Genomic DNA, 22,283 nt, shown 5'->3' on the forward strand with positions numbered 1-22,283 from the left:
CAAATAATGATTGGGGACTGAGTAGATGACATGACCGCCCTGGTGTTTTCTTCGTGATACGAAACAGGGCTTTGAGTGGATCACAAAACGCGATCAAGCGCCTCCAACAATTGATCAATTTCCTGTTGCGAGGTGTAGTGCGTGAAGCTGACCCGCAATACGCCCTGCGCCGGATCAACGCCCATGGCTTGTAACGGTCGCACCGCGTAGAAATCACTGCCACCCGCCATGATGCCATATTTGGCCAACTCGGCTGCCACAGGCTCGGCCGGTTTTCCCAAGGCCAAAGCGACCGTCGGTGCACGACGCGCCGCATCAGAAGGTCCGATCAGGCGCACGGCATTGCGCGATTTGACCGCATCCAGAACCGGTTGCAGCAACGCCTCTTCATGGGCGCGCATCAGATCATGGACAAAAGCCCCCTGCGCGGCCGCACCTGTGTCTGGTCCGCCGTGGTGCTGGCACAGCAGTTCGATGTAATCCGCCATCCCCGCACTTGCCGCGATCTGCGCGTGGTCGGGACCAGCGGGGGTAAAGCGCTTATACAGAACGTCCCCGTTGAAGTAATGCGCCTGGTTCGGCAGCAGTTCCCCAAGCGTTCGCCGAATGACCATGCAGCCCTGATGCGGGCCGTAGGTCTTGTAGGCCGAGAACAGGTAGATATCCGGCCCCAGATCCCCAACATTCGGCAACCCGTGCGGCGCATAAGACACGCCGTCAACGCAGACAAACGCCCCGGCGGCATGAGCAATGGCGGTGATTTCCGTCACCGGATTGATCTCGCCCACCACGTTCGAGCAATGCGGAAAGCAGACAAGGCGGGTTTTCTCGTCCAGCAGATTCTCAAGGTCCTGCGGGTTCAGTGCGCCTGTCTGGGGGTCGATCTGCCATTCCCGGATTTCGATCCCCGCATCTGCCAGGCGTCGCCACGGACCGGAATTTGCCTCATGATCCTGGTTGGTTACGACGATGGCTTCACCCGGATTCATCCACTGCCGCACCGCCTGCGACAGAACGTAAGTGTTTTGGGTGGTCGAGGGTCCAAAGCTCAGCTCATCGGTATCGACACCCAAAATGGCCGCCAGCCGCGCGCGGGCTTCGTCCATTTCAGCCCCTGCAAGCTGGCTGGCCTCAAACGGCGCATAAGGCTGCACCTTGCGCTGGGTGTAGAACCGCGTCAGCCGGTCAATCACCGGCTTGCACGTATAAGACCCGCCCGCATTTTCGAAAAAAGCCTGCCCTTTCAGGCTGGGCTCGGAAAAGGCCGGGAACTGAGCCCGAACGAAATCGATATCCAAAGACGTCATGGCCGGTCCCCTTCCCCAATTGCTTTCAAAAGCGCCGCGTCAGCCCTGAACCTTGGTATAGGTTCCCTCACCCGCCAGAATGCCGCGGAAGCCACCGGGCTCATCAAGGCCGAACACAATCAGCGGCAAGTTGTTGTCCCGCGCCAGCGCAATGGCCGAGGCGTCCATGACCCGCAGCCGCTTGGCCAGCACATCATCATAAGAGACGGTGTCATAGCGCACCGCATCGGCGTGTTCCTTCGGGTCTTTGTCGTACACGCCGTCAACGCCGTTCTTGCCCATGAAGATCGCCTGACAGGCCATTTCGTTGGCGCGCAGGGTCGCGGCGGTATCGGTGGTGAAATACGGGTTGCCGGTTCCGGCGGCAAAGATGCAGACCCGCTTTTTCTCCAGATGTCGCACGGCACGGCGGCGGATATACGGCTCGCACACTTCATCCATGCGAATGGCCGAGATTACGCGGGTGAAGACCCCAATCTCTTCCAGTGCCGACTGCATCCCCAGCGCGTTCATAACGGTGGCCAGCATTCCCATATAGTCGGCAGTGGTCCGCTCCATCCCCTGCGCCGATCCGCTGAGGCCGCGAAAGATGTTGCCCCCGCCGATCACCATGCAAATCTCGACCCCCAGATCATGAACCGATTTCACCTCTTGCGCGATGCGTTGCACGGTTGGCGGGTGCAGACCGAATCCCTGATCCCCCATCAGCGCCTCGCCTGAGATTTTCAGCATGACGCGGTTATACTTGGGTTTCGTTGTTTCGGGTGATGGGGTCAGGCTCATATTGCGCTCCGGGCTGGCACGGGTTTATTTGCGGCGCAAAATGAAGCAAAAGTTCCGCAGGTTCAATGCGGATGCTGAGGAAGAAAGCGACCTTGATGGCGGACCGACCCGCAACACGAATTTGGGACCGGTTGCCACCTATCGTGGATGGCAAGCCCGTGCTGATCGCGGGCCCGACCGCATCCGGCAAATCGGACCTGGCTTTGCAGATCGCCGAAACCTTTGGTGGGGTCATCGTTAACGCCGATGCCAGTCAGGTTTATGATTGCTGGCAGGTGATCTCGGCCAGACCATCGCCGCAGGACGAGGCGCGTGCACCGCACAAGCTGTATGGCCATGTCGCCTATGATCAGAGCTATTCAACCGGCCACTGGCTGCGTGAGGCTGTGCCCCTGCTGACCGCTGGGGAACGCCCGATCATCGTCGGCGGCACCGGGTTGTATTTCACCGCCTTGACCGAAGGGATGGCCGAGATCCCCGCCACCCCCACCGAAGTTCGGCAGATCGCGGATCAGATGTCCCTGCCGGATCTGATCGATGGCGTGGACAGTCAAACGCTGAGCCGATTGGACATAAACAATCGCGCCCGCGTTCAGCGCGCGTGGGAGGTTCAGACCGCGACGGGTCGCAGCCTTCAATCCTGGCAATCGGATACGCCACCACCTGCATTGAAGCTGGAGAACTGCGTTCCGATCGTCTTTGATGTGGACAAAGCGTGGCTGTTGGATCGGATCTCACTCCGATTTGATCAAATGGTGAAGACGGGAGCCTTGGACGAGGTTGCAGCCATGCGCGACCGATATGATCCGTCGCTGCCCGCCTTCAAGGCTATCGGCGTGCCCGAGCTGATGTCTTATCTGGACGGTGAAATGACACTGGACGAGGCTCGTGAACGAGCCACGATTTCGACGCGCCAATTCGCAAAACGTCAGCGCACGTGGTTTCGCGCGCGCATGAAACGCTGGGCAAATGTGGATTTCTCCAAGTAACAACATGGTAAGATTACGACGCGGGCCCCTTCCCTGAAGAAAACTTAATCCTTGTCCATGTTACGCAAGGAATCGATGCGCAATTCTCCAAAAACAGGCGGAAATACTGCGAATTTCGTGACAGACCGGTGCAACCTGTTACCGAAAACATCCCGAACACAAGACCGGCCAATGTCGTTTTTGTGCCTCGAATGACGATTTCGAACATTGACGCGTTCCAAATTCTGGTGCCGAATACGCCCATGGGGATGCAGAGAATCCAAAAAACAAATCCCGTAGATTTACCCGTCGGCGCGAAAAGCGCCGGGTAAGCTGGTTCATCAAATCAAAAAAACTGTTACTCAGGGAGATAGAGTAAATGTCAGATCGAACACCAACCGGAGCATCGGTTCATTGGGCAGCAGAGATGCACGCCCAGGAATGCCGCGACGGTAAACTCAGCCGGCGCGAGTTCATTGCCCGCGCCACGGCGCTGGGCGTTGCAGTGCCCACGGCTTATGGCCTGATCGGCTTGCAAGCACCGGCAGCCGCACAGGAACCGCCGCGTGGCGGCACCATCCGCTATCAGATGGAAGTGCGCGCGCTGAAAGATCCGCGCACCTTCGACTGGACACAGATTGCCACCTTCACCGCAGGCTGGCTGGAATATCTGGTCGAATATAACAATGACGGCTCGTTCAAGCCCATGCTGCTGGAAAGCTGGGAGGCCAATGACGACGCCACCGAATACACTCTGAACGTTCGCAAGGGTGTGAAATGGAACAACGGCGACGATTTCACAGCCGAAGATGTTGCCCGCAATATCACCGGCTGGTGCGACTCGGCGGTCGAAGGCAACTCGATGGCGTCGCGGATGGCGTCCCTGGTTGACGAAAGCACCCAGAAAGCAGCCGACGGTGCGATCACCGTGGTTGACACGCACACCGTAAAGCTGAAGTGCAACGCGCCGGACATCACCATCATTCCGGGCATGGCTGACTATCCGGCGGCCATTGTTCACAGCAGCCACGACCCCGACAACATGTTGGGCAACCCGATCGGAACCGGCTTTATGCTGCCCGAAAGCCACGAAGTCGGCGTCAAAGGCGTTCTGGTGCGCAACGAAGGCTTCGACTGGTGGGGTTATGAAGCCGGAAAAGGCGGCTATATCGACCGGATCGAGTTCATCGACTACGGCACCGACCCTGCCGCCTTCCTGGCTGCATACGAAGCCGAAGAAATCGACATGAACTGGGAATCGGTCGGTGAATTTGTCGACATCTTTGACGGCATCGGCCTGACCCGCTCGGAAATCCCGTCGGGCTTTACCATCGTCATTCGTCCGAACCAACTGGCCGAAGACGCCGATGGCAACAAGATCTACGGCGACAAACGCGTGCGTCAGGCGCTGGCGATGGCCGTGGACAACGAAGTGTGTCTGGAGCTTGGTATGTCCGGCTACGGCATCGCTGCGGACAACTGCCATGTCGGTCCGATGCACCCGGAACATGATTCAGCGGTCACTCGTATTCCCTATGATCCTGCAAAGGCCAAAGCCCTTATGGACGAGGCCGGCATGGGCGACTTCGAGCATGAAGTTCAGTCCATCGACGATGACTGGCGCCGGAACACAACCGCAGCTGTTGTTGCTCAGCTGAATGACGCCGGGATCAAGGCGAAGCACACCGTGTTGCCTGGCTCGACCTTCTGGAACGACTGGACCAAATACGCCTATTCGTCGACCAACTGGAACCATCGTCCGCTGGGAACTCAAATCCTGGCGCTGGCCTATAAGTCAGGCGTGGCATGGAACGAATCCGGTTTCGCGAACGAGGAGTTTGACGCGCTGCTTGCCGAGGCCAACTCGATTGCCGATGTAGACCGCCGTCGCGAAGTGATGGGCAAGCTGCAGGCGATTATGATCGAAGAAGGCGTTGTGATCCAACCCTACTGGCGCACGGCGATGCGTCACCATCGTGAAAACATGGTGGGTGTTGAAAAGCACATCGCGGACCTGCCGCAGATCTACAAATTCGGCATTCTGTCCTAAGCCGAAAAACCCAAGGCCGCGCCGCGCTGGCGCGGCCTTTTCGTCCTGAATGCGGCGACCATAAAAACAGCTAAGCGTGAAGCCAGACGACATTCACGCCAGCCTACCAACAGGGGCTAACATGGGACTATTCATTCTAAGGCGCGTCGGCATCATGCTATTGACAGCATTATGCCTGACGTTCCTGGTTTTCTTTCTGACCAACCTCTACCCGAACCTTGAAAAGCTTGCGAAGACGCAAGGCAACTTCCGCATGTCGGATGAACAGGTCGAGAGTTTCCTGGAAAAGAACGGCTATCTTCAGGCGACGCCGATAAAATACGGCGAATGGCTGGGCGTGTTACCCTCGTACCGGCACACCAATGAGGACGGCACCGTTCAAGGCCGCTGCATTCTGCCCGGTCAACCTGCGGAAGAAGCGCCCAATTTCTGCGGCATCCTGCAGGGATACTGGGGTTATTCGACGGTCTTCAAAGACGAGGTCTCGGCGGTTGTAGGAACCCGTCTGGCGCTGACTGGACGGCTGATGTTCTGGGTCATGCTGCTGATGGTCCCTTCGGCGCTGATCCTTGGCATTCTCGCTGGGATGAAAGAAGGCTCGGCCACGGATCGCACGTTGTCCACCTTTGCCATTACCACGACGGCAACGCCGGAATACGTCTCGGGCGTTATCTTCATCGCGATCTTCACCTCCTCTGCTGTTGGATTGAAATGGTTCAAGGGGACGGCAACACAGGCGATGGAGAACCCGACGTTTGAGAACTTCTTCCTGCCGGTTCTGACCATTGCTCTGTACGGGATGGGCTATATCGCCCGAATGACCCGCGCCTCGATGACCGAGGTGATGACGGCGCAATACATCCGAACCGCGCGCCTGAAAGGTGTCTCATTCCCGAACATCGTCATGAAACACGCGCTGCGCAACGCGCTGATCGCGCCCTTTACCGTCATCATGTTGCAGTTCCCATGGCTGCTGAACGGCGTGGTGATCGTCGAGACCCTGTTCAACTACAAGGGGTTTGGCTGGGCGCTGGTACAGGCGGCGGGCAACAACGACATTCAGCTGTTGCTGGCGATCTCGGTCGTGTCGGTCTTTGTGGTGCTGGTGACGCAGCTGATCTCGGATATCGGCTATGTCTACCTCAACCCGCGCATCCGCATCGCATAAGGAGGGATAGATCATGGAACCACTTACCTGGACCGGCTCTATCGCCTTCCTCAACCCGCTTCTGGCGCTTGCACTGGGGCTGATGTTCCTGTCGATCATTGTCTGGATGCTGGCCAGCATCGTGCTGCCCGAAGACCAGATGACCGTGAACCCGGATGGCACGCTGACCTCAAGCTCGGGACTGCGCAACATGATCCAGGGCGCGCTGCGCTACAGCTTTCTTGCAAGTGTCGGGATTGCCGTAGCCTATATCGTCCTCGGGATCGTGATGGGCACCGGCGCCGGTATCATCGGCGCGATATCGCAACAGTTCCTGCCGGTTTGGCTGTCACTGATCCTGCTTTATGCAATGTCCATCGCGTTCAAACGCAAGCTGGGTCTTTACGGCAAGCTGTTCGACAGCCCCATCGGCATGATCGGCTTTGGGCTGGTCATGTTCTGGGTGTTCACCGGGATCTTCGGAGCGCTTGATCTGATCATCACCCATGACCCGCTGGCGCAGGTCTCGGGCATGAAGAACAAGGTGCCGGGAACCCCCCTGCCGGGGTCGGAAGAAGGCGCGTATTCCTGGTATCTGCTGGGCGGCGACAACCTGGCCCGTGATGTCTTTAGCCGTATGGTCAAAGGCGCGTGGATCGTGGTTCAGATCGCGCCACTGGCGACGATGTTTGCCTTTATGGTCGGCATTACGCTGGGTCTGCCCGCAGGATATTACGGCGGTCGTCTGGACACGTTCATCTCATTCCTGGCCAACTTGATCCTGGCCTTCCCCGTGATCCTGCTGTTCTACCTGTTGGTCACACCCGAGATCGTGGCGACCGGGGTTCCGAACTACATGGCTGCCGTGCTGTTCGTGTTCCCGATCCTGTTCCTGGGCGTATTGCTGAACTCGCGCTACTACACGCGCCCCAATTTCCGCACACCGTTGCTGATCGGGGTGCTGGGGGTGACGATCTGGCTGTATCTGTCGCTGATCTCATCCGGCGGCTACATCATCGACACCGATGCCTATCGCATCTGGGGTCTGCCGACCTATCTGGACCTGTTCGACATTCCGGGCGGGATTCTGGTGGTGTTTGTCTCGGTGGTCTTCGTCAACTCACCCACGGTGTTCCGCATCGTGCGCGGGCTGGCGCTGGACATCAAGACACGCGACTATGTGGCGGCGGCGCAGACCCGTGGTGAAGGCCCGTGGTACATCATGCTCTGGGAAATCCTGCCCAACGCGCGCGGCCCGCTGATCGTCGATTTCTGTCTGCGCATTGGCTACACCACCATCCTGCTGGGGACCTTGGGTTTCTTCGGACTGGGCCTGCCGCCGGAAAGCCCGGATTGGGGGTCGACGATCAACGAGGGGCGTAAGCTTCTGTCGATCTATCTGCACCCGGCCCTGCCGCCTGCACTGGCGCTGTTGTCTCTGGTTCTTGGGTTGAACCTGCTGGCAGATGGTCTGCGCGAAGAAAGTCTGAAGGACTGATGTGATCTGTTCTGGGGGCTCTGCCCCCAGACCCCCGGGATATTTTTAGCCAGATGAAGGGGATCCCCGGACTCTCGCGAGGAGATACAAGATGAACAAACTGGCGGATTATGATGGGCCAATTCTGGAAATCGACAAACTGTCGATTTCGTTCTTTACCCGTCTGCGTGAAATTCCGGCCGTTATGGATTTCTCGGTCAGCGTACAGCCCGGCGAGGCGGTCGGGCTGGTAGGTGAATCCGGCTGCGGTAAGTCCACCGTGGCCCTTGGCGTGATGCAGGATCTTGGCAAGAACGGTCGGATCGTCGGCGGCACGATCAAGTTCAAGGGGCGCGATCTGTCCGAAATGACGTCGGACGAATTGCGCGACGTTCGCGGCAATGAGATCGCGATGATCTATCAGGAGCCGATGGCCAGCCTGAACCCGGCGATGAAGATCGGCAAGCAGTTGATGGAAGTGCCGATGATCCACGAAGGCGTCGGCGCGGAAGAGGCTTATGCCCGCGCTTTGGAAGTGGTGACGGATGTGCGCCTGCCCGACCCCGAGCGGATGCTGAACTCCTTCCCGCATCAGTTGTCGGGTGGTCAGCAGCAGCGGATCGTGATTGCGATGGCGCTGATGTCGAAACCATCGCTGTTGATCCTGGACGAGCCGACCACCGCGCTGGACGTGACGGTCGAGGCCGCCGTGGTCGAGCTGGTCAAGGATCTGGGCAAGAAATACGGCACCTCGATGCTGTTCATTTCACACAACCTCGGGCTGGTTCTGGAAACCTGCGACCGGTTGTGCGTGATGTATTCGGGCGAGGCGGTCGAGCGCGGCTCGATCAAGGATGTGTTCGACGAGATGCAGCACCCCTATACGCAGGCCTTGTTCCGGTCGATCCCCCTGCCCGGTGCTGACAAGAACGCGCGCCCGCTGGTGGCCATTCCGGGAAACTTCCCCCTGCCGCATGAACGCCCGCCGGGCTGTAACTTTGGCCCGCGCTGCGACTATTTCGAAGAGGGTCGCTGTGACGCGCAGAACATTCTGATGGAGGCTGTGCCGGGCAATGATCGCCACCACACGCGCTGTCTGAAGTTCAAGGAAATTGACTGGAACGCGCCCATTACCGTCGGCGAACAGAAAGAAAAGGCCGAGATCGGGCGCACCGTCCTGAAAATGGACAACCTCAAGAAATACTATGAGGTGGCGGCCAATGCCCTGTTCGGGGGCGGCGAAACCAAGGTTGTGAAAGCCAATGAGACGCTGAGCTTTGAGGCCCATGAATCCGAGACCCTCGCCATTGTGGGTGAATCCGGTTGCGGCAAGTCCACCTTTGCCAAGGTGTTGATGGGGCTTGAGACGGCAACGGACGGTCAGATCCTTCTGGACAACCGCAATATCGAGGCGGTGCCCATCGAAGAACGCGATGCCAAGACTGTGGGCGAGGTTCAGATGGTATTCCAGAACCCGTTTGACACGCTGAACCCGTCGATGACGGTTGGGCGACAGATCATCCGGGCGCTGGAAATCTTCGGTGTCGGCAATTCCGAGGCCGAGCGCAAGCAACGGATGCTGGAATTGCTGGATCTGGTGAAGCTGCCGCGCGCCTTCGCCGACCGGATGCCGCGGCAATTGTCTGGCGGCCAGAAGCAACGCGTCGGTATCGCACGCGCCTTTGCGGGCGATGCACGGATCGTGGTTGCGGATGAACCCGTTTCGGCTCTGGACGTTTCGGTGCAGGCGGCAGTGACCGATCTGCTGATGGAGATTCAGCGCGAACACAAGACCACCTTGCTGTTCATCAGCCACGATCTGTCGATTGTCCGATACCTCAGCGACCGGGTGATGGTGATGTATCTGGGCCATGTGGTCGAGTTGGGGACAACCGATCAGGTCTTCTCGCCCCCCTATCACCCCTATACCGAGGCCTTGCTGAGCGCGGTTCCGATTGCGGATACTTCGATCGAGAAAGAGCATATCGTTCTGGAGGGCGATATCCCCTCGGCCATGAACCCGCCGCCGGGTTGTCCGTTCCAGACCCGTTGTCGCTGGAAGTCCGAAGTTCCGGATGGGCGTTGCGAGTCGGATGTGCCGCCGGTCAAGACACTGGCTGATGGGCATCAGGTGAAGTGCCATCTGGCCGACGAGGTTCTGGCCCGTATGGAACCGGTGATCAAAATCGCAGCGGAATAAACCCTGCAACATTTGAGAAAAGGGCCGGTTCAAGGACCGGCCCTTTCTTTTGCGCCCTGAGGCGGGAAAACCGTCAGATTACCGGCGCACTTGATTTGCGAGTGGTGGTTTTGCCGGTCCTTGTATCAACCGGTCATCACGTTGTTGCCGAAATGCATGAATTCCTGAGTCATGCCGCCAATCTCTCCGGCCTCAAGCGTCAGGCTCGCGCTGTCGAGCATTTTGTAGCTGGGCTGGGCTTTCACCCAGTCATCTGCCGATTGCAGCGTGGTCAGCGTGTAAGACGTGACCTCGTTCAGATAGTGGGTCGGAATGACAACCTTCGGCTTCAGCTTTGAGACGATGTCATTGCCCTGCTGGTAGCTGAGGATATGCTCAGATCCGTCAACCGGAAGGGTCAGCACATCCACCTGCCCGATTGCATCCCAGAATTCCTGCGGCGGGTTGTGGCGGTTGTCGCCCCAGATCAGCGTGCGGATGCCGCCGGTTTCGACCAGATAGACCACCATATCCATGTGACCCACGTTGTTGGGCGGACAGGCTTCCACGCCAAACTCGGCCAGCGCATTGGTCCATTCGTACCAACCCGGTGCCACACAGGCGTGTTTGTCTGCAAAGCCGGTGATTTTGACATCGGCAAATTCGAAATGGCCGACCATCCTGTCCAAAACCATGGTCGAGCTTGGGCGCTCGATCGCGTCATGGTCAAAATGGGCGTGGGTCGACAGGGTTATGTCCACAGGGATCTGAGGGAACTCGTTTCGGAACCACAGGCCCCACGCACCCGACGGATCATCGCGCCACGGGTCGAACAGCACGGTCGCACCGTTGGGCGAGGTGATCTTGATCGCGCAATGCCCGTAATAGTCGATCCCGACCGTGCCTGTACTGGCCTGACCGGTCGAGCCTTGCAGGTCGATAACGTGGTTATTGTTGCCCGGCTGAAGCCAGGCTTGCGATTGCGCCTGGGCCGGTTTTCCGTTCAGCAGCGATGCCCCGACTCCGGCCGCGCCTGCCGCCATAAAGAAAGACCGGCGCGACAGGCCCTTGGCCAATCTGTCTTTCTGTCCGTTCAGGATTGTGGGCTTCAGATCTTTGCGATCCATCTTGTACCTCCTTGTTGGTCAGGCGCGCGTGCGGCGCACCTGATCGGAAGGGTAACAACGGGGGAACAACAGGCTCAGATCAGAAAAATCTGGGGGGAATATGGGGGCATTCCCCATATTCGATGTTCAGGAAATAGAAAGCAGATGACTGCGCAGATTCTGATCGCGCCCGTCCAAGCCCAGTTTCCGGCGAATGTTGTTGCGATGAAAATCGATGGTCGATGTCTCACGCGACAAGGCCCGCGCAATGTCTTTCGTCGTTTTCCCGGACATCACCAACTGCGCAATTTCGATCTCGGTCGGTGTCATGATCGAGAACGCATCGGACAGTTTGTCCGACAGCATCGAGGTCATATCCCTAAGGTTGCTTTCGGCCAGATCCAGATAAGCATGGGCCGCGCCGCCCTCGGGCAGATGTCCGCGCAGCTTGTCCAGATAGGGCAAGACCATCAGGCGCACCCGCTCGACAATATCCTGGTCATGGTCTTTGCGGTCATCATCGACGCTGGTCAGCAGAACGCGCAGGGCGGTGTTTGTTTCTTGCAATTCACGGGTGCGAGCCTGCACCCGGCTTTCCAGTTGCGCCAATGTTTGATTCAGCTTTTCTTCCAGCGCGCGACGCAGATAAACCTCTTGAATCAAAGCGAGATCGGATTCGACCATACGCGCGAATTGTGCCAGCCCTTCGCGAAACAACAGCGCGCGACGATTGCGGTGCCGGTCCAGAATGCAGATGGTTCCGAACACCGCCCCGTCCGGCCATTTCAGCGGCAATCCGATGTAAAAGGACATGCCGTGTTCCATGTCGTCATTACCGCTCCAGACGGGATCACAGGTGGCGTCCTCGACCACCAACTCGCTGTCCTGTTGCAACACGCCCTGACAATACAGCTTGGGATTCAACTGAAAGTTCATCCCCACGGGATACGGATTCTGAGGGTGGTCCGAGGTGATCAGGACCGTATGATCCGGCGCATCCGTTTTCATGATCAGGCTGGCAGGCACATCGGCAAGCTTGGCAACAAGGTCCACCAACCTTTGCCAATTGGCCTTTGTTTCAGCGGGGATTTCCGGTCGGTCTTGCAACATCGGCACCTGTTCGGGTCCTGAAAGATCGCCTACAGGTTAGGTCAGCGGTCATTGCCGGATCAAGGATCAGTTCATGCCGCCTTGCAGCATCACCCGATCAGCCGCCCCAGATCACTTTCACGTAGTTCTGGGTTTCCTTGTAAGGTGGGATTCCGCCGTGCTTTTCAACCGCTTTCGGGCCAGCGTTATACGCCGCCAGCGCCAAGGGCCAGGATTTGAACTTGCGGTATTGCCAGGACAGATAGCGCGCGCCGCCTTCAAGGTTCTGCTTGGGATCATGCGGGTTCACGCCCAGCAACTTGGCGGTCTGAGGCATCAACTGCGCCAGACCCAACGCCCCCTTGTGAGATTTGGCATGCGGGTTCCAGCCGCTTTCCTGCTGCACCAGCCGCAGGAACAGGTCTTCGGGGATGTTGTGCAACCGGGCCGCATCGCGTGCGAGGCTCAGGTATTCGCCCCGGTAACTGCCGGTATAGCGCTTGTTTACCTTGGCGCGATCAGTCTTTGGCTTAAGGCGTTCGGACCCGCGATATTGCGTCGCTGCGCGGTTATCCAAAACCTTGGATTGCTTCAAAAAAATGTCCATCCGGCTTTTCGTGGACAACGTGTCCGCCTGCACAGATCCAGACAGCAGCACAACGCCCAGAACCGTTAACCCAACACACACAGAACGCATGAAAGCCTATCCCGCTCGCTCAAAAATCAGTCGGAGTATAGGTATTCCAGTCAAAAATGAAAGCTTGGTAAAGGCGGTCGAAAGATTTCCTGATCAGATGTGATCTCGATGAACGATGTTTTAACCATGACGCAGGCCGTATAGGGTCGCAAAGACATCCGGCGTCAGATTCGGCGCACTCAGATCAATACAGAACGGGGAAATACATGGCGGGTTCAGTCAACAAGGTCATTCTGGTCGGCAATCTTGGCCGCGATCCCGAGGTTCGGTCATTTCAGAACGGCGGCAAAGTGTGCAACCTGCGCATCGCCACATCCGAGAACTGGAAAGACCGTAACACCGGTGAACGCCGGGAACGGACGGAATGGCACTCGGTTGCCATCTTCTCGGAACCGCTGGCCCGTATTGCCGAGCAGTATCTGCGCAAAGGCAGCAAGGTCTATATCGAAGGCCAGCTGGAAACGCGCAAATGGCAGGATCAATCGGGGCAGGATCGCTATTCGACCGAGGTTGTCCTGCGTCCCTATCGCGGTGAACTGACACTGCTGGACAGCCGCGGCGGTGAAGGCGGCGGCGGTGGCGGCTATGGCGGAGGTCAATCGGGCGGCTATGGCGGCGGTCAGGCCGGTGGCGGCTATGGCGACCCCTATGGTGGCCAATCCAGCGCCCCTGCCCCCGCATCCGGCGGAATCGACGACGACGAGATTCCGTTCTAAGCGAAACGGAGTAAACACATGACATGGTCCTTCGCCCTCGGCCGGTTCCTCGGGTCCGAACTGAGGGTCCATGTCACCTTCTTCCTTTTGTTGGCCTGGGTCGGCTTTGCCGCCTATTCCAACGGTGGCTGGCCTGCGGTCATCGACAATCTGCTGTTTGTGCTGGCCCTGTTTGCCTGCGTCGTGGCGCATGAGTTCGGTCATGCCCTGATGGCCCGGCGCTTTGGCATCAAAACCCCCGATATCACGCTGCTGCCCATCGGCGGTCTGGCCCGTCTAGAACGGATGCCGGAAAAACCGATGCAAGAGGTCTGGGTGGCGCTGGCCGGGCCTGCGGTGAATATCGTCATTTGGTTGGTGTTGATTCTGCTGGGCGCGGGCATATCGCCCGGTTCAGTCACTGATCTGGACTCGGCCAGTTTCGGGATCTTGCAACGGTTGGCCTATGTCAATCTGCTGCTGGCGGCCTTCAACATGATCCCGGCCTTCCCCATGGATGGGGGGCGCGTGGTCCGCGCCCTGTTGTGCCTCAGGATGGACCGGGTTCAGGCCACCCGCATTGCCGCATTCAGCGGGCAGATCGTTGCCATTGGGCTTGGGTTCTGGGGCCTGAGCTCGGGCAATCCGATCCTTGTTCTGATTGCCGTTTTTGTGTTCATCGCAGCCAATGCCGAAAATCAGGACGTCGCTCTGCGATCCGTCGCGCGCCGTGTGCTGGCGCGGGACGCGATGATCACCGAGTTTCACGCGCTGTCGCCGCAGGACAGTTTGAACACCGCCGCCCAAGCCGTCATTCACACGACGCAGCACGAGTTCCCCGTCTTGGACTCCGACGGGGCCTTGCTTGGCTTTGTCACGCGGGATCGTTTGTTTGCCGCGCTGGCGGGGGATCATCCCCGGTCGGACCCTGCGACCTCGATCATGGAGGGCGACATCCCTCAGGTTGGACTGACTACGGGCCTTGAGGCGGTTCTGAAAGGGCTGCACAAGGGTGCTCCGGCGATTGCCGTCACCAGCCGCACAGGTCGTATGATCGGCTATATCACGCGGGAAAACATCGGAGAATTGATGGTGATCCGGGGGCGCTAGAGCGCGCGACCCTGAACCCGAGACACAAAGACCCTGCCTCGCCTAAGGCGCTCTCGGGCCATTCGTGTCGCATGATGCTTCAGGTTATAGATCGCACGCTCTTGTATCAGGCCGCGGCCAACGCGTCCTGCAGCACCGACATCACCGCCTCGCGCGGCACATCAGATGTGACAAAGGCCTGACCAATGCCGCGCGCCAGAATAAAGCGCAGCTGACCGTCGATCACCTTCTTGTCCTGCGCCATCAGATCGACCAAAGCTTCGGCACCCGGAAGCTCTCCGGGAATGTCGGCCAGATCGGTTTTCATGCCCATCGCTTTCAGATGCGCCCGCACGCGGCTTGGATCTTCCTGAGAACACAGACCCAGTCGGGACGATAGCTCGAACGCCAGCGCACAGCCGATGGCGACGCCTTCGCCGTGCAGCAGGCGGTCAGAATAGCCCGTCGCGGCCTCCAGCGCGTGACAGAAGGTATGGCCGAGGTTCAGCAGGGCGCGGTCGCCCTGCTCGGTCTCATCCCGCGCGACAATGTCGGCCTTCATCTGAACCGACCGGGTGACAGCCCGCACCCGTGCGGCTATATCACCGGATGAAACGTCGGGGCTGTTGGCCTCTAGCCATTCAAAGAACTCCGCGTCGCCCAGCAGACCGTATTTGACTACTTCGCCGTAACCGGACAAGAAATCCCGCTGCGCCATGGTGCCCAGTACCGAGGTATCGGCCAGCACCAGCGAGGGCTGATGAAACGCGCCAATCAGGTTCTTGCCTTGCGGTGCGTTGATCCCGGTTTTGCCGCCCACCGAACTGTCGACCTGCGCCAGCAGCGAGGTCGGGATTTGCACAAACCGCACCCCGCGCCGCAGCACGGAAGCGGCAAAGCCAGCCAGATCGCCGATCACGCCACCGCCCAAGGCAACGACCACATCGCGCCGTTCGACCTTTTCGGCCAACAGCCATTCCACCGCACGTTCGAAATGCGGCCAGCTTTTGGTCGCCTCACCTGCCGGAAGGGCCAGCGCCGACATCTCGATCCCGGCAGCGGCCAGACCGTCACGCAGCGCGTCCAGATGCAGTGCCGCTACGTTTTCATCGGTCAGAACCGCAACCTTCGGACGGTGCAGCAACGGGGCAATCCGCGCACCGGATTGCGCCAGCAGATCGGGGCCAATCTCGACATCATACGAGCGTTCGCCCAGCTCCACATGTACGGTTTGATGCATTTACTTCCGTTCCAAAACATCCGGGCGGGCCAACAGGGCCTCGACCACGCGGTCCACCATATTGTCGATCGAGGTCTCACCATCCGACTCGGCAATCAGATCAGCCTCGGCATAGACCGGCACGCGATCCTCGTACAGGGCCTTGAGCGTCGCATACGGGTCGGAAGTGCGCAGCAGCGGGCGGGTATCCTTATGGCGCACCCGGTTCCACAGCACGTTCAGATCGGCCCGCAACCAGACCGAGGCCCCCCTCTCGCTTATCATCGCGCGGTTGCCCTCTGCCATGAACGCGCCGCCGCCGGTGGACAGGATGCCGCGTTCCTCATCCAGCAGACGGCCAATAACCTGCGTTTCCTTCTGGCGAAAAAACGGCTCACCATCCCGTTCGAAGATCTCGGGGATGGTCATGTTGGCCGCCGATTCGATCTCGGCATCGCTGTCGAGAAACGGAACACCCAGCCGCGCGGCCAGGGCACGGCCCACAGCCGTCTTCCCTGCCCCCATCATGCCGACAAGAACCACGGTTTTGTGCAGATCATATCGTGATCCCGTATCCGCCGGATGCGTGTTATGCTTAATTTCGCTCATTTCACCGTGAATGACGTGATCTTGGAAAAAATGCCAGTTATAACTTGGCCAAAATCAAAAATTGAGGCAGCGTGGCGCCATGGGTCGTCTGATCAAGTTCCTGATTTACTTAATTTGCCTGAGTTTCATCGGGCTGGTGGCCTATGCCTATATCGGCCCCTATTTCGGGGCGGATTTCTCGGCCCCGCAAACTGAAATCCGTGAACCGGTCACTCTGGATGTCGACTAAGCACATTGCGGTGGCATTGCTGCTGGCCGGGGCCGCGCAGGCGCAAGAGCCGCTGTCGGCCATCGAATGGCTGACCGAACCGCCGGAAAACCTGCCCGGAACCGTCCTGTTGGAGCCGCCTGTCACCCAGAACGGGGTGCAGCCTCAGGTCGAGGTCACACCGCTTGAAGCGCTGTCGCAGCCGCTGGGTCTGGTGTCATCCACTGTCACCGGCTTGCCGGTTGATCTGTGGCAGGGCAGCGACCCGGAACGTCTGTCCGAACTGATCGCGCGGGTGCCGGTCAAGCATAACCCGGCCATGCAGCGGTTGCTGTTCACCCTGCTGCTGTCCGAAGCCCGCGCGCCCGCCGGTTCCGGCGCCGAAGAGGTTTTGCTGCTGGCGCGCCTTGATCGTTTGATGCAATTGGGGGCCGCTGATCCGGCACAATCGCTGGTGCAACTGGCTGGTCCGACAGATTCGCAGGCTCGGTTTCAACGCTGGTTCGATGCCACGCTTCTGACCGGGGACGAGGATCGCAGTTGTACTGCCCTGATCGCGCAACCGCATCTGTCGCGTGATTATGCGGCGCAGATTTTCTGCAAGGCCCGGCGGGGCGATTGGCCTTCGGCTGCGCTGACGCTGGAGGCCGCCCATGCGCTGAAAATCCTGCCACAGGATGAGTTGGACGTGCTGGACCGTTTCCTGAGCCCGGAACTTTACGAAGACGCAGCGTATCTGCCGCAGCCCGAAGACCCGACGCCGCTCAGCTTCCGCCTGTTCGAAGCGATCGGGGAACGATTGCCATCTGCCCCATTGCCCCGCGCCTTTGCCAATGCAGACCTGCGCGATGTGGCCGGGTGGAAAGCCCAGATCGAGGCCGCCGAGCGTCTGACGCGTATCGGGGCCCTGACGCCCAACCAGTTGCTGGGGCTTTATACCGAGCGGGACCCGGCTGCATCAGGCGCGGTTTGGGATCGGGTCGCGGCCATCCAGCAGTTCGAAAGCGCGTTGGATAGCGGCAATGCCGAAGCGATCGGAAAGACCCTGCCCCGCGCATGGGATCAGATGCGCAGTGTCGGGCTCGAGGTGCCATTTGCCGAGCTGTTCGCCGACCGGCTGGCCGACGTGACCCTGCCCGTTCCGGCCACGGACAACCTGCGCTGGCGTATTCTGATGTTGTCCGAGCAATACGAGCGGGCAGCGCTGACAACACCGGACAAATCAACCGAGGCTCAGTTCCTCGTGGCCCTTGCGCAAGGGGACCCCGGTCGCGCCGTATCGCCCTCGCCGCTGGCTGATGCGGTGGCGCAGGGGTTCGAATGGGCCGCGCCTGTTCCATCGGATATCGACGCCCTGCTGGAACAGGGCCAGTTGGGAGAGGCCATTCTGGAGGCCATGCAACTGTTCACCCATGGTGCACGCGGCAATCTGGTCGATCTGACAGCGGCCATTGCGGCTTTTCGTCGGGTGGGTCTGGAAGACACGGCCAGACGCGCGGCGCTGACCCTTCTGATCCTGCAGGGGTGACGGTCATGGGTGGACCAGCCTCGCAAGAATTGTGGATCTCGACCTTTTTGCAGGCGCAAGCGGCCGAGTTGGGGGCCGCTACCAACACTCTGCTGGCCTATGGGCGAGACCTGAAGGATTTCGCGTCGTGGCTGGAACATCGCAACATCACCTTCGAACAGGCTGATCGCGACCAGATTGAAGGGTATCTCATCGATTGCGATGCACAGGGGTTGTCGAAATCCACTCGGGCGCGGCGGCTTTCGGCGATCAAGCAATTGTATCGGTTCGCATTCGAGGAAGGCTGGCGCGAGGTCAATCCCGCCATTCAGATCAAAGGCCCCGGACGAACCAAGAAACTGCCCAAAACGCTGGACGTGCCCGAGGTCGACCGGCTGCTGGAAGCCGCCCGCAATACCGGGCGCACCGAAGCCGACCGCGTGCGCAATTCCTGTTTGATGGAGTTGCTCTATGCCACCGGCATGCGCGTGACCGAGCTGGTCTCGCTGCCTGTGTCATCGGCGCGGGGTGATCCGCGCATGTTGCTGGTGCTGGGCAAAGGCGGCAAGGAACGCATGGTGCCGTTGTCGCCCCCGGCCCGCGAGGCGCTTTCGGAATGGCTGAGAATGCGGGACGAAGCCGAAGACAAGACGGTCGAAAAAGGCGGGCAGCGATCCAGGTTCCTGTTCCCGTCGCGTGGCAAATCCGGCCATCTGACGCGGCACCGGTTCTTCCTGCTGGTCAAGGAACTGGCGGTTCAGGGCGGTGTATCGCCCGAAAAGGTCACGCCCCACACTCTGCGCCACGCCTTTGCCACCCATCTGCTGGCCAACGGGGCCGATCTGCGCTCGATCCAGACGCTTCTGGGCCATGCCGATGTCGCGACGACCGAGATCTACACCCATGTGCTGGACGAAAGACTTGCGGAACTGGTGTTAGAGCATCACCCGCTGGCGAAAGACCCCGGCGACAAGGGCTAAACCCTTGATCCATAGGGGCAGCATCCCCATAACGGATGCAGAAACACGAACAACCAAGGACCGATGGAACCCACATCCTCTCTGATCGACGGCGCATTCTGGTTAACCTCAGGCGCTATCCTGCTTTTGCTTTTCCTGTCTGGCTTTTTCTCCGGCTCTGAAACGGCACTTACAGCGTCATCGCGCGGTAAGTTGCGCGCGCAGGCTGACAAGGGCTCGCGCGGGGCCAAGAAGGCGCTGGAAATCACCGACGATAATGAGCGTCTGATCGGATCGGTCCTGCTGGGCAACAACCTTGTGAACATTCTGGCGGCTTCGCTGGCCACGGCCCTGTTCACGCGCCTGTTTGGGGAAAGCGGCGTGGCGCTGGCGACGCTGGTCATGACCCTGCTGGTTCTGATCTTCGCTGAGGTCTTGCCGAAAACCTACGCCATCACAAACTCGGAAAAAGCGGCCGCAGCCGTTGCCCCGATCATCAGCGTGGTGGTCACGGTGTTTTCCCCCATCGTGGCTGCGGTTCGGCTTTTGGTGCGGGCTGTTCTGCGCCTGTTCGGGGTGCAGATCGACCCCGACAGCAACATCCTTGCCGTGCGCGAGGAAATCGCTGGTGCTTTGCAACTGGGTCACTCCGAAGGTGTCGTCGAAAAGGAAGACCGCGACCGCATTCTGGGCGCGCTGGATCTGGGCGACCGGGTGGTGGAAGAAATCATGCTCCACCGTTCGAACATCGAGATGATCGATGCAGATGCAGCACCCGAGGCGATCCTGAAGCAATGTCTGGAAAGCCCCCATACCCGCCTGCCCGTCTTTCGGGATGAGCCCGAGAATATCGTCGGGGTGGTCCACGCCAAGGACCTGTTCCGCGCCATGTACGCGCAGGTCGGCGGGGCCGAAGGTGACACGGACCGTCTGAAAGCGTTCGAAATCTCAAGGGTCGCCAATGACCCGTATTTCGTGCCGGAAACGACCACTCTGGACGACCAGATGCGAGAGTTCCTGCGCATGCACAGCCATTTTGCGCTGGTTGTGGACGAATACGGCTCGCTGCGTGGTCTGATCACGCTTGAGGATATTCTGGAAGAGATCGTCGGCGAGATTGCCGATGAGTTCGACCTTGAAGAAGAGGTTCCGGTCACCCGAACCGATGATGGCCAGTATCTGGTCGAAGGGGCGATGACGATCCGCGACGTGAACCGCGCGTTGGATTGGTCCCTGCCGGACGAAGAGGCCAACACACTGGCCGGGCTTGTCATTCACGAGGCGCAGATGATCCCGGTTGTGGGTCAGGTCTTCTCGTTCCACGGCTTCCGGTTCGAGGTCACGGCCCGTGAGGGCAACCGGGTAACGGGCCTGAAAATCCGCCCGCTGTAACCAGCCGAAAGAAAAACCGGCGCCCGATCACAGGGCGCCGGTTCTGTTTAAGGGGTTATGCAAACCAGGTCCGGCTTGCGACATAACCGTCCATCAGGTCGCCATTGGCATGCGCGGCCCAGCCGGTCACCTTGTCCGAATAGCCGTCGATGAACTGGTTGAACATCGGGTTGATCAGACCGCCTTCTTCCCAAACGATCCGGGCCATCTGACCGTAGATTTCTTTGCGCTTGGTCTCATCCAGTTCGGCACGGGCTTTCAGCAGCAGCGCGTCGAATTCTTCGTTCTTGAAACGGGTGTCGTTCCAGTCGGCAGTCGACAGGTAGCCAACCGACCACATCTGATCCTGCACAGGACGCCCGCCCCAATACGAGGCACAGAACGGCTTGTTGTTCCACACTTCCGACCAGTAACCATCTGCAGGCTCACGCTGGATTTCCAGCGGAATACCGGCCTCTTGCGCCGACAGCTGGAACAGCTGCGCCGCATCGATCGCACCGGCAAAGGCACCGTCCGAGACATGCAGTACGATGGGAGAGCCATCATGGCCCGACGCCTTGTAATGCTCGGCAGCCTTGGCCAAACCGAACTGGCGTTGCTCCATCGTGCCGTCGAACAGCGGATAGGCTTCGTTGATCGGAATGTCATTGCCAACCGAGCCGTAGCCACGCAGCACCTTGTCGACCAGCTCCTCGCGGTTGATCGCGTATTTCAGCGCCAGACGCAGGTCTTTGTTGTCGAACGGCGCGGTGTCGCAATGCATGACAAAGATGTAATGCCCTCGGCCCGAGGTTGCGTTGATGGTCACACCCGGCGCGCGACCGAACAGTTTCGCGGTGCGCGGCGGCACGATGTTGATCGCGTGGACCTGACCGGCCTGCAACGCGGCCGAGCGGGCGGTGTCGTCGTTCAGAACCAGAATCTCGTGGCTGTCGAAATGGCCGACACTGTCGTCCCAATGGTTCGCGAATTTCTCGAACGCGTAGCGAATACCGGGCTCATCCGCGACCACCTTGTAGGCACCGGTCGAGATCCCCTCGGCCGGGTTGTCCATGCCACCGCCCGGCTGCATGATCAGGTGGTAGTCGGACATCAGGTAAGGAAGGTCCGCGTTGGGGGTGGTCAAGCTGATCACGACATTGTCGCCATCGACGTGAATATCCTCGATCCCGCGCATGATCCCCAGCGCACCGGACTGCGACTCTTCGTTTGAATGACGCGCAAGGGTCAGTTGCACGTCTTCGGGTGTCAGGGTCTTGCCGTTGTGGAACTCGACCCCTTTGCGAATGCGGAAGGTCCAGTCTTTGGCGTCTTCAGACGCCTCCCAGCTTTCAGCGATGCTGGGCTCAAGCCCACCATCAGCCGAGACAACGGTCAACGTGTTGCCAAAGGCCCGCAGCGCCTTGGCGGTCACATGCGAAGCCGACAGCGCCGGGTCCAGCGTGTTGGTGCTTTCGCCGCCCTTCAGGCCCAACACGAAGTGGCCGCCCTTCTTGGGGGTATCCGCCAGACCGGCCTCGGCCCAGATCAGGTTTGCCGCAGCGGCGCTCAGGCCCAATGCGCCTGCTTTTGCCATGAATTCACGGCGGCTCAGCGACAGCGGTTTGAGGTCAAACTTGCTCATCTCATTTTCCTTGTTGAGTGTTTCAGGAGGGATCCAGTCGGCGCGGCAGTTAGCTTGATTCTGTAACAGCCTTGTGACCGCTTTTGTCTGTCTTTGACCGGAATTGAGGATTTCGTCCAGCGACAATTCTTGTCGCATTTGGCGTTGCATCTGCGCGCGCGCAGATCACAGTGGAAAC

General features: G+C 59.4%; 19 protein-coding genes. 11 read left to right on the forward strand and 8 right to left on the reverse strand.

Annotated elements, in window-relative coordinates; all coding sequences use genetic code 11:
* Positions 1-80: 80 nt before the first annotated feature.
* Entirely contained in the window at positions 81-1,307 is a 1,227-nt protein-coding gene (locus ACR0E6_RS05380; RefSeq protein ID WP_480581447.1) for an aminotransferase class V-fold PLP-dependent enzyme, read from the reverse strand.
* A gap of 39 nt (positions 1,308-1,346) precedes the next feature.
* Positions 1,347-2,084 carry a UMP kinase gene (gene pyrH / locus ACR0E6_RS05385; protein WP_480582223.1) on the reverse strand — a complete coding sequence of 246 codons (738 nt, stop codon included), beginning with the start codon at positions 2,082-2,084 and terminating at the stop codon, positions 1,347-1,349.
* A gap of 101 nt (positions 2,085-2,185) precedes the next feature.
* Between pyrH and miaA the strand changes: the two genes are divergently transcribed.
* The 5 genes from miaA (at position 2,186) to ACR0E6_RS05410 (ending at position 9,932) form a co-directional block, all read left to right on the forward strand.
* Positions 2,186-3,079 carry a tRNA (adenosine(37)-N6)-dimethylallyltransferase MiaA gene (gene miaA, locus ACR0E6_RS05390; RefSeq protein WP_480581449.1) on the forward strand — a complete coding sequence of 298 codons (894 nt, stop codon included), beginning with the start codon at positions 2,186-2,188 and terminating at the stop codon, positions 3,077-3,079.
* Between the two features lie 358 nt (positions 3,080-3,437).
* Positions 3,438-5,108 carry an ABC transporter substrate-binding protein gene (locus tag ACR0E6_RS05395; protein WP_480581451.1) on the forward strand — a complete coding sequence of 557 codons (1,671 nt, stop codon included), beginning with the start codon at positions 3,438-3,440 and terminating at the stop codon, positions 5,106-5,108.
* A 121-nt stretch (positions 5,109-5,229) separates the two neighbouring features.
* Entirely contained in the window at positions 5,230-6,276 is a 1,047-nt protein-coding gene (locus ACR0E6_RS05400) for an ABC transporter permease (RefSeq protein ID WP_170451191.1), read from the forward strand.
* 13 nt (positions 6,277-6,289) lie between these two features.
* Positions 6,290-7,753, forward strand: a complete 1,464-nt coding sequence (locus ACR0E6_RS05405) for an ABC transporter permease (protein WP_170518182.1) — start codon at positions 6,290-6,292, stop codon at positions 7,751-7,753.
* A 91-nt stretch (positions 7,754-7,844) separates the two neighbouring features.
* A complete protein-coding gene (locus ACR0E6_RS05410) occupies positions 7,845-9,932 on the forward strand; it encodes a dipeptide ABC transporter ATP-binding protein (RefSeq protein ID WP_480581454.1) in 2,088 nt (695 codons plus the stop codon).
* A gap of 125 nt (positions 9,933-10,057) precedes the next feature.
* Here the strand turns inward: ACR0E6_RS05410 and ACR0E6_RS05415 are convergent, their stop codons facing one another.
* The 3 genes from ACR0E6_RS05415 to ACR0E6_RS05425 form a co-directional block, all read right to left on the reverse strand.
* Entirely contained in the window at positions 10,058-11,038 is a 981-nt protein-coding gene (locus tag ACR0E6_RS05415; RefSeq protein WP_170451197.1) for an MBL fold metallo-hydrolase, read from the reverse strand.
* Positions 11,039-11,164: 126 nt separating this feature from the next.
* Entirely contained in the window at positions 11,165-12,127 is a 963-nt protein-coding gene (locus ACR0E6_RS05420; protein ID WP_170621702.1) for a LuxR C-terminal-related transcriptional regulator, read from the reverse strand.
* 97 nt (positions 12,128-12,224) lie between these two features.
* Positions 12,225-12,803 (reverse strand): lytic transglycosylase domain-containing protein, encoded by a 579-nt coding sequence (locus ACR0E6_RS05425; RefSeq protein ID WP_480581456.1) that lies wholly within the window; start codon positions 12,801-12,803, stop codon positions 12,225-12,227.
* 206 nt (positions 12,804-13,009) lie between these two features.
* Here ACR0E6_RS05425 and ssb point away from each other — a divergent pair, with 206 nt between their 5' ends.
* Together ssb and ACR0E6_RS05435 are read left to right on the forward strand one after the other, a co-directional pair.
* On the forward strand, positions 13,010-13,519 hold the full coding sequence (ssb, locus tag ACR0E6_RS05430) for a single-stranded DNA-binding protein (RefSeq protein ID WP_170451203.1): 510 nt from the start codon (positions 13,010-13,012) through the stop codon (positions 13,517-13,519).
* 18 nt (positions 13,520-13,537) lie between these two features.
* Positions 13,538-14,608, forward strand: a complete 1,071-nt coding sequence (locus ACR0E6_RS05435; protein WP_170518168.1) for a site-2 protease family protein — start codon at positions 13,538-13,540, stop codon at positions 14,606-14,608.
* 106 nt (positions 14,609-14,714) lie between these two features.
* On the opposite strand, the gene aroB is transcribed toward ACR0E6_RS05435, so the two are convergent.
* Positions 14,715-15,827: a 3-dehydroquinate synthase gene (aroB, locus tag ACR0E6_RS05440; RefSeq protein ID WP_480581459.1), complete on the reverse strand. Its 1,113-nt coding sequence runs from the start codon at positions 15,825-15,827 to the stop codon at positions 14,715-14,717.
* On the reverse strand, positions 15,828-16,415 hold the full coding sequence (locus tag ACR0E6_RS05445; protein WP_170734611.1) for a shikimate kinase: 588 nt from the start codon (positions 16,413-16,415) through the stop codon (positions 15,828-15,830). It abuts the gene before it with no gap.
* A 79-nt stretch (positions 16,416-16,494) separates the two neighbouring features.
* Between ACR0E6_RS05445 and ACR0E6_RS05450 the strand changes: the two genes are divergently transcribed.
* The 4 genes from ACR0E6_RS05450 to ACR0E6_RS05465 all read left to right on the forward strand — a co-directional run bounded on the left by ACR0E6_RS05450 (position 16,495) and on the right by ACR0E6_RS05465 (position 20,481).
* A complete protein-coding gene (locus ACR0E6_RS05450) occupies positions 16,495-16,644 on the forward strand; it encodes a hypothetical protein (RefSeq protein WP_170451211.1) in 150 nt (49 codons plus the stop codon).
* Entirely contained in the window at positions 16,634-18,151 is a 1,518-nt protein-coding gene (locus tag ACR0E6_RS05455; RefSeq protein ID WP_480581461.1) for a hypothetical protein, read from the forward strand. The genes ACR0E6_RS05450 and ACR0E6_RS05455 overlap by 11 nt, the downstream gene beginning before the upstream one ends.
* Positions 18,152-18,156: 5 nt before the next feature.
* Positions 18,157-19,110, forward strand: coding sequence for a site-specific tyrosine recombinase XerD (locus tag ACR0E6_RS05460; RefSeq protein ID WP_170451215.1), 954 nt, complete (start codon positions 18,157-18,159; stop codon positions 19,108-19,110).
* 63 nt (positions 19,111-19,173) lie between these two features.
* Positions 19,174-20,481 (forward strand): HlyC/CorC family transporter, encoded by a 1,308-nt coding sequence (locus ACR0E6_RS05465; RefSeq protein ID WP_480581463.1) that lies wholly within the window; start codon positions 19,174-19,176, stop codon positions 20,479-20,481.
* Between the two features lie 55 nt (positions 20,482-20,536).
* Here the strand turns inward: ACR0E6_RS05465 and ACR0E6_RS05470 are convergent, their stop codons facing one another.
* The gene (locus tag ACR0E6_RS05470) at positions 20,537-22,105 is read right to left on the reverse strand and encodes an ABC transporter substrate-binding protein (protein ID WP_480581465.1); all 1,569 of its coding nucleotides are present in this window, start codon (positions 22,103-22,105) and stop codon (positions 20,537-20,539) included.
* Positions 22,106-22,283 lie beyond the last annotated feature (178 nt).

Source organism: Ruegeria sp. AP12, assembly GCF_056540025.1.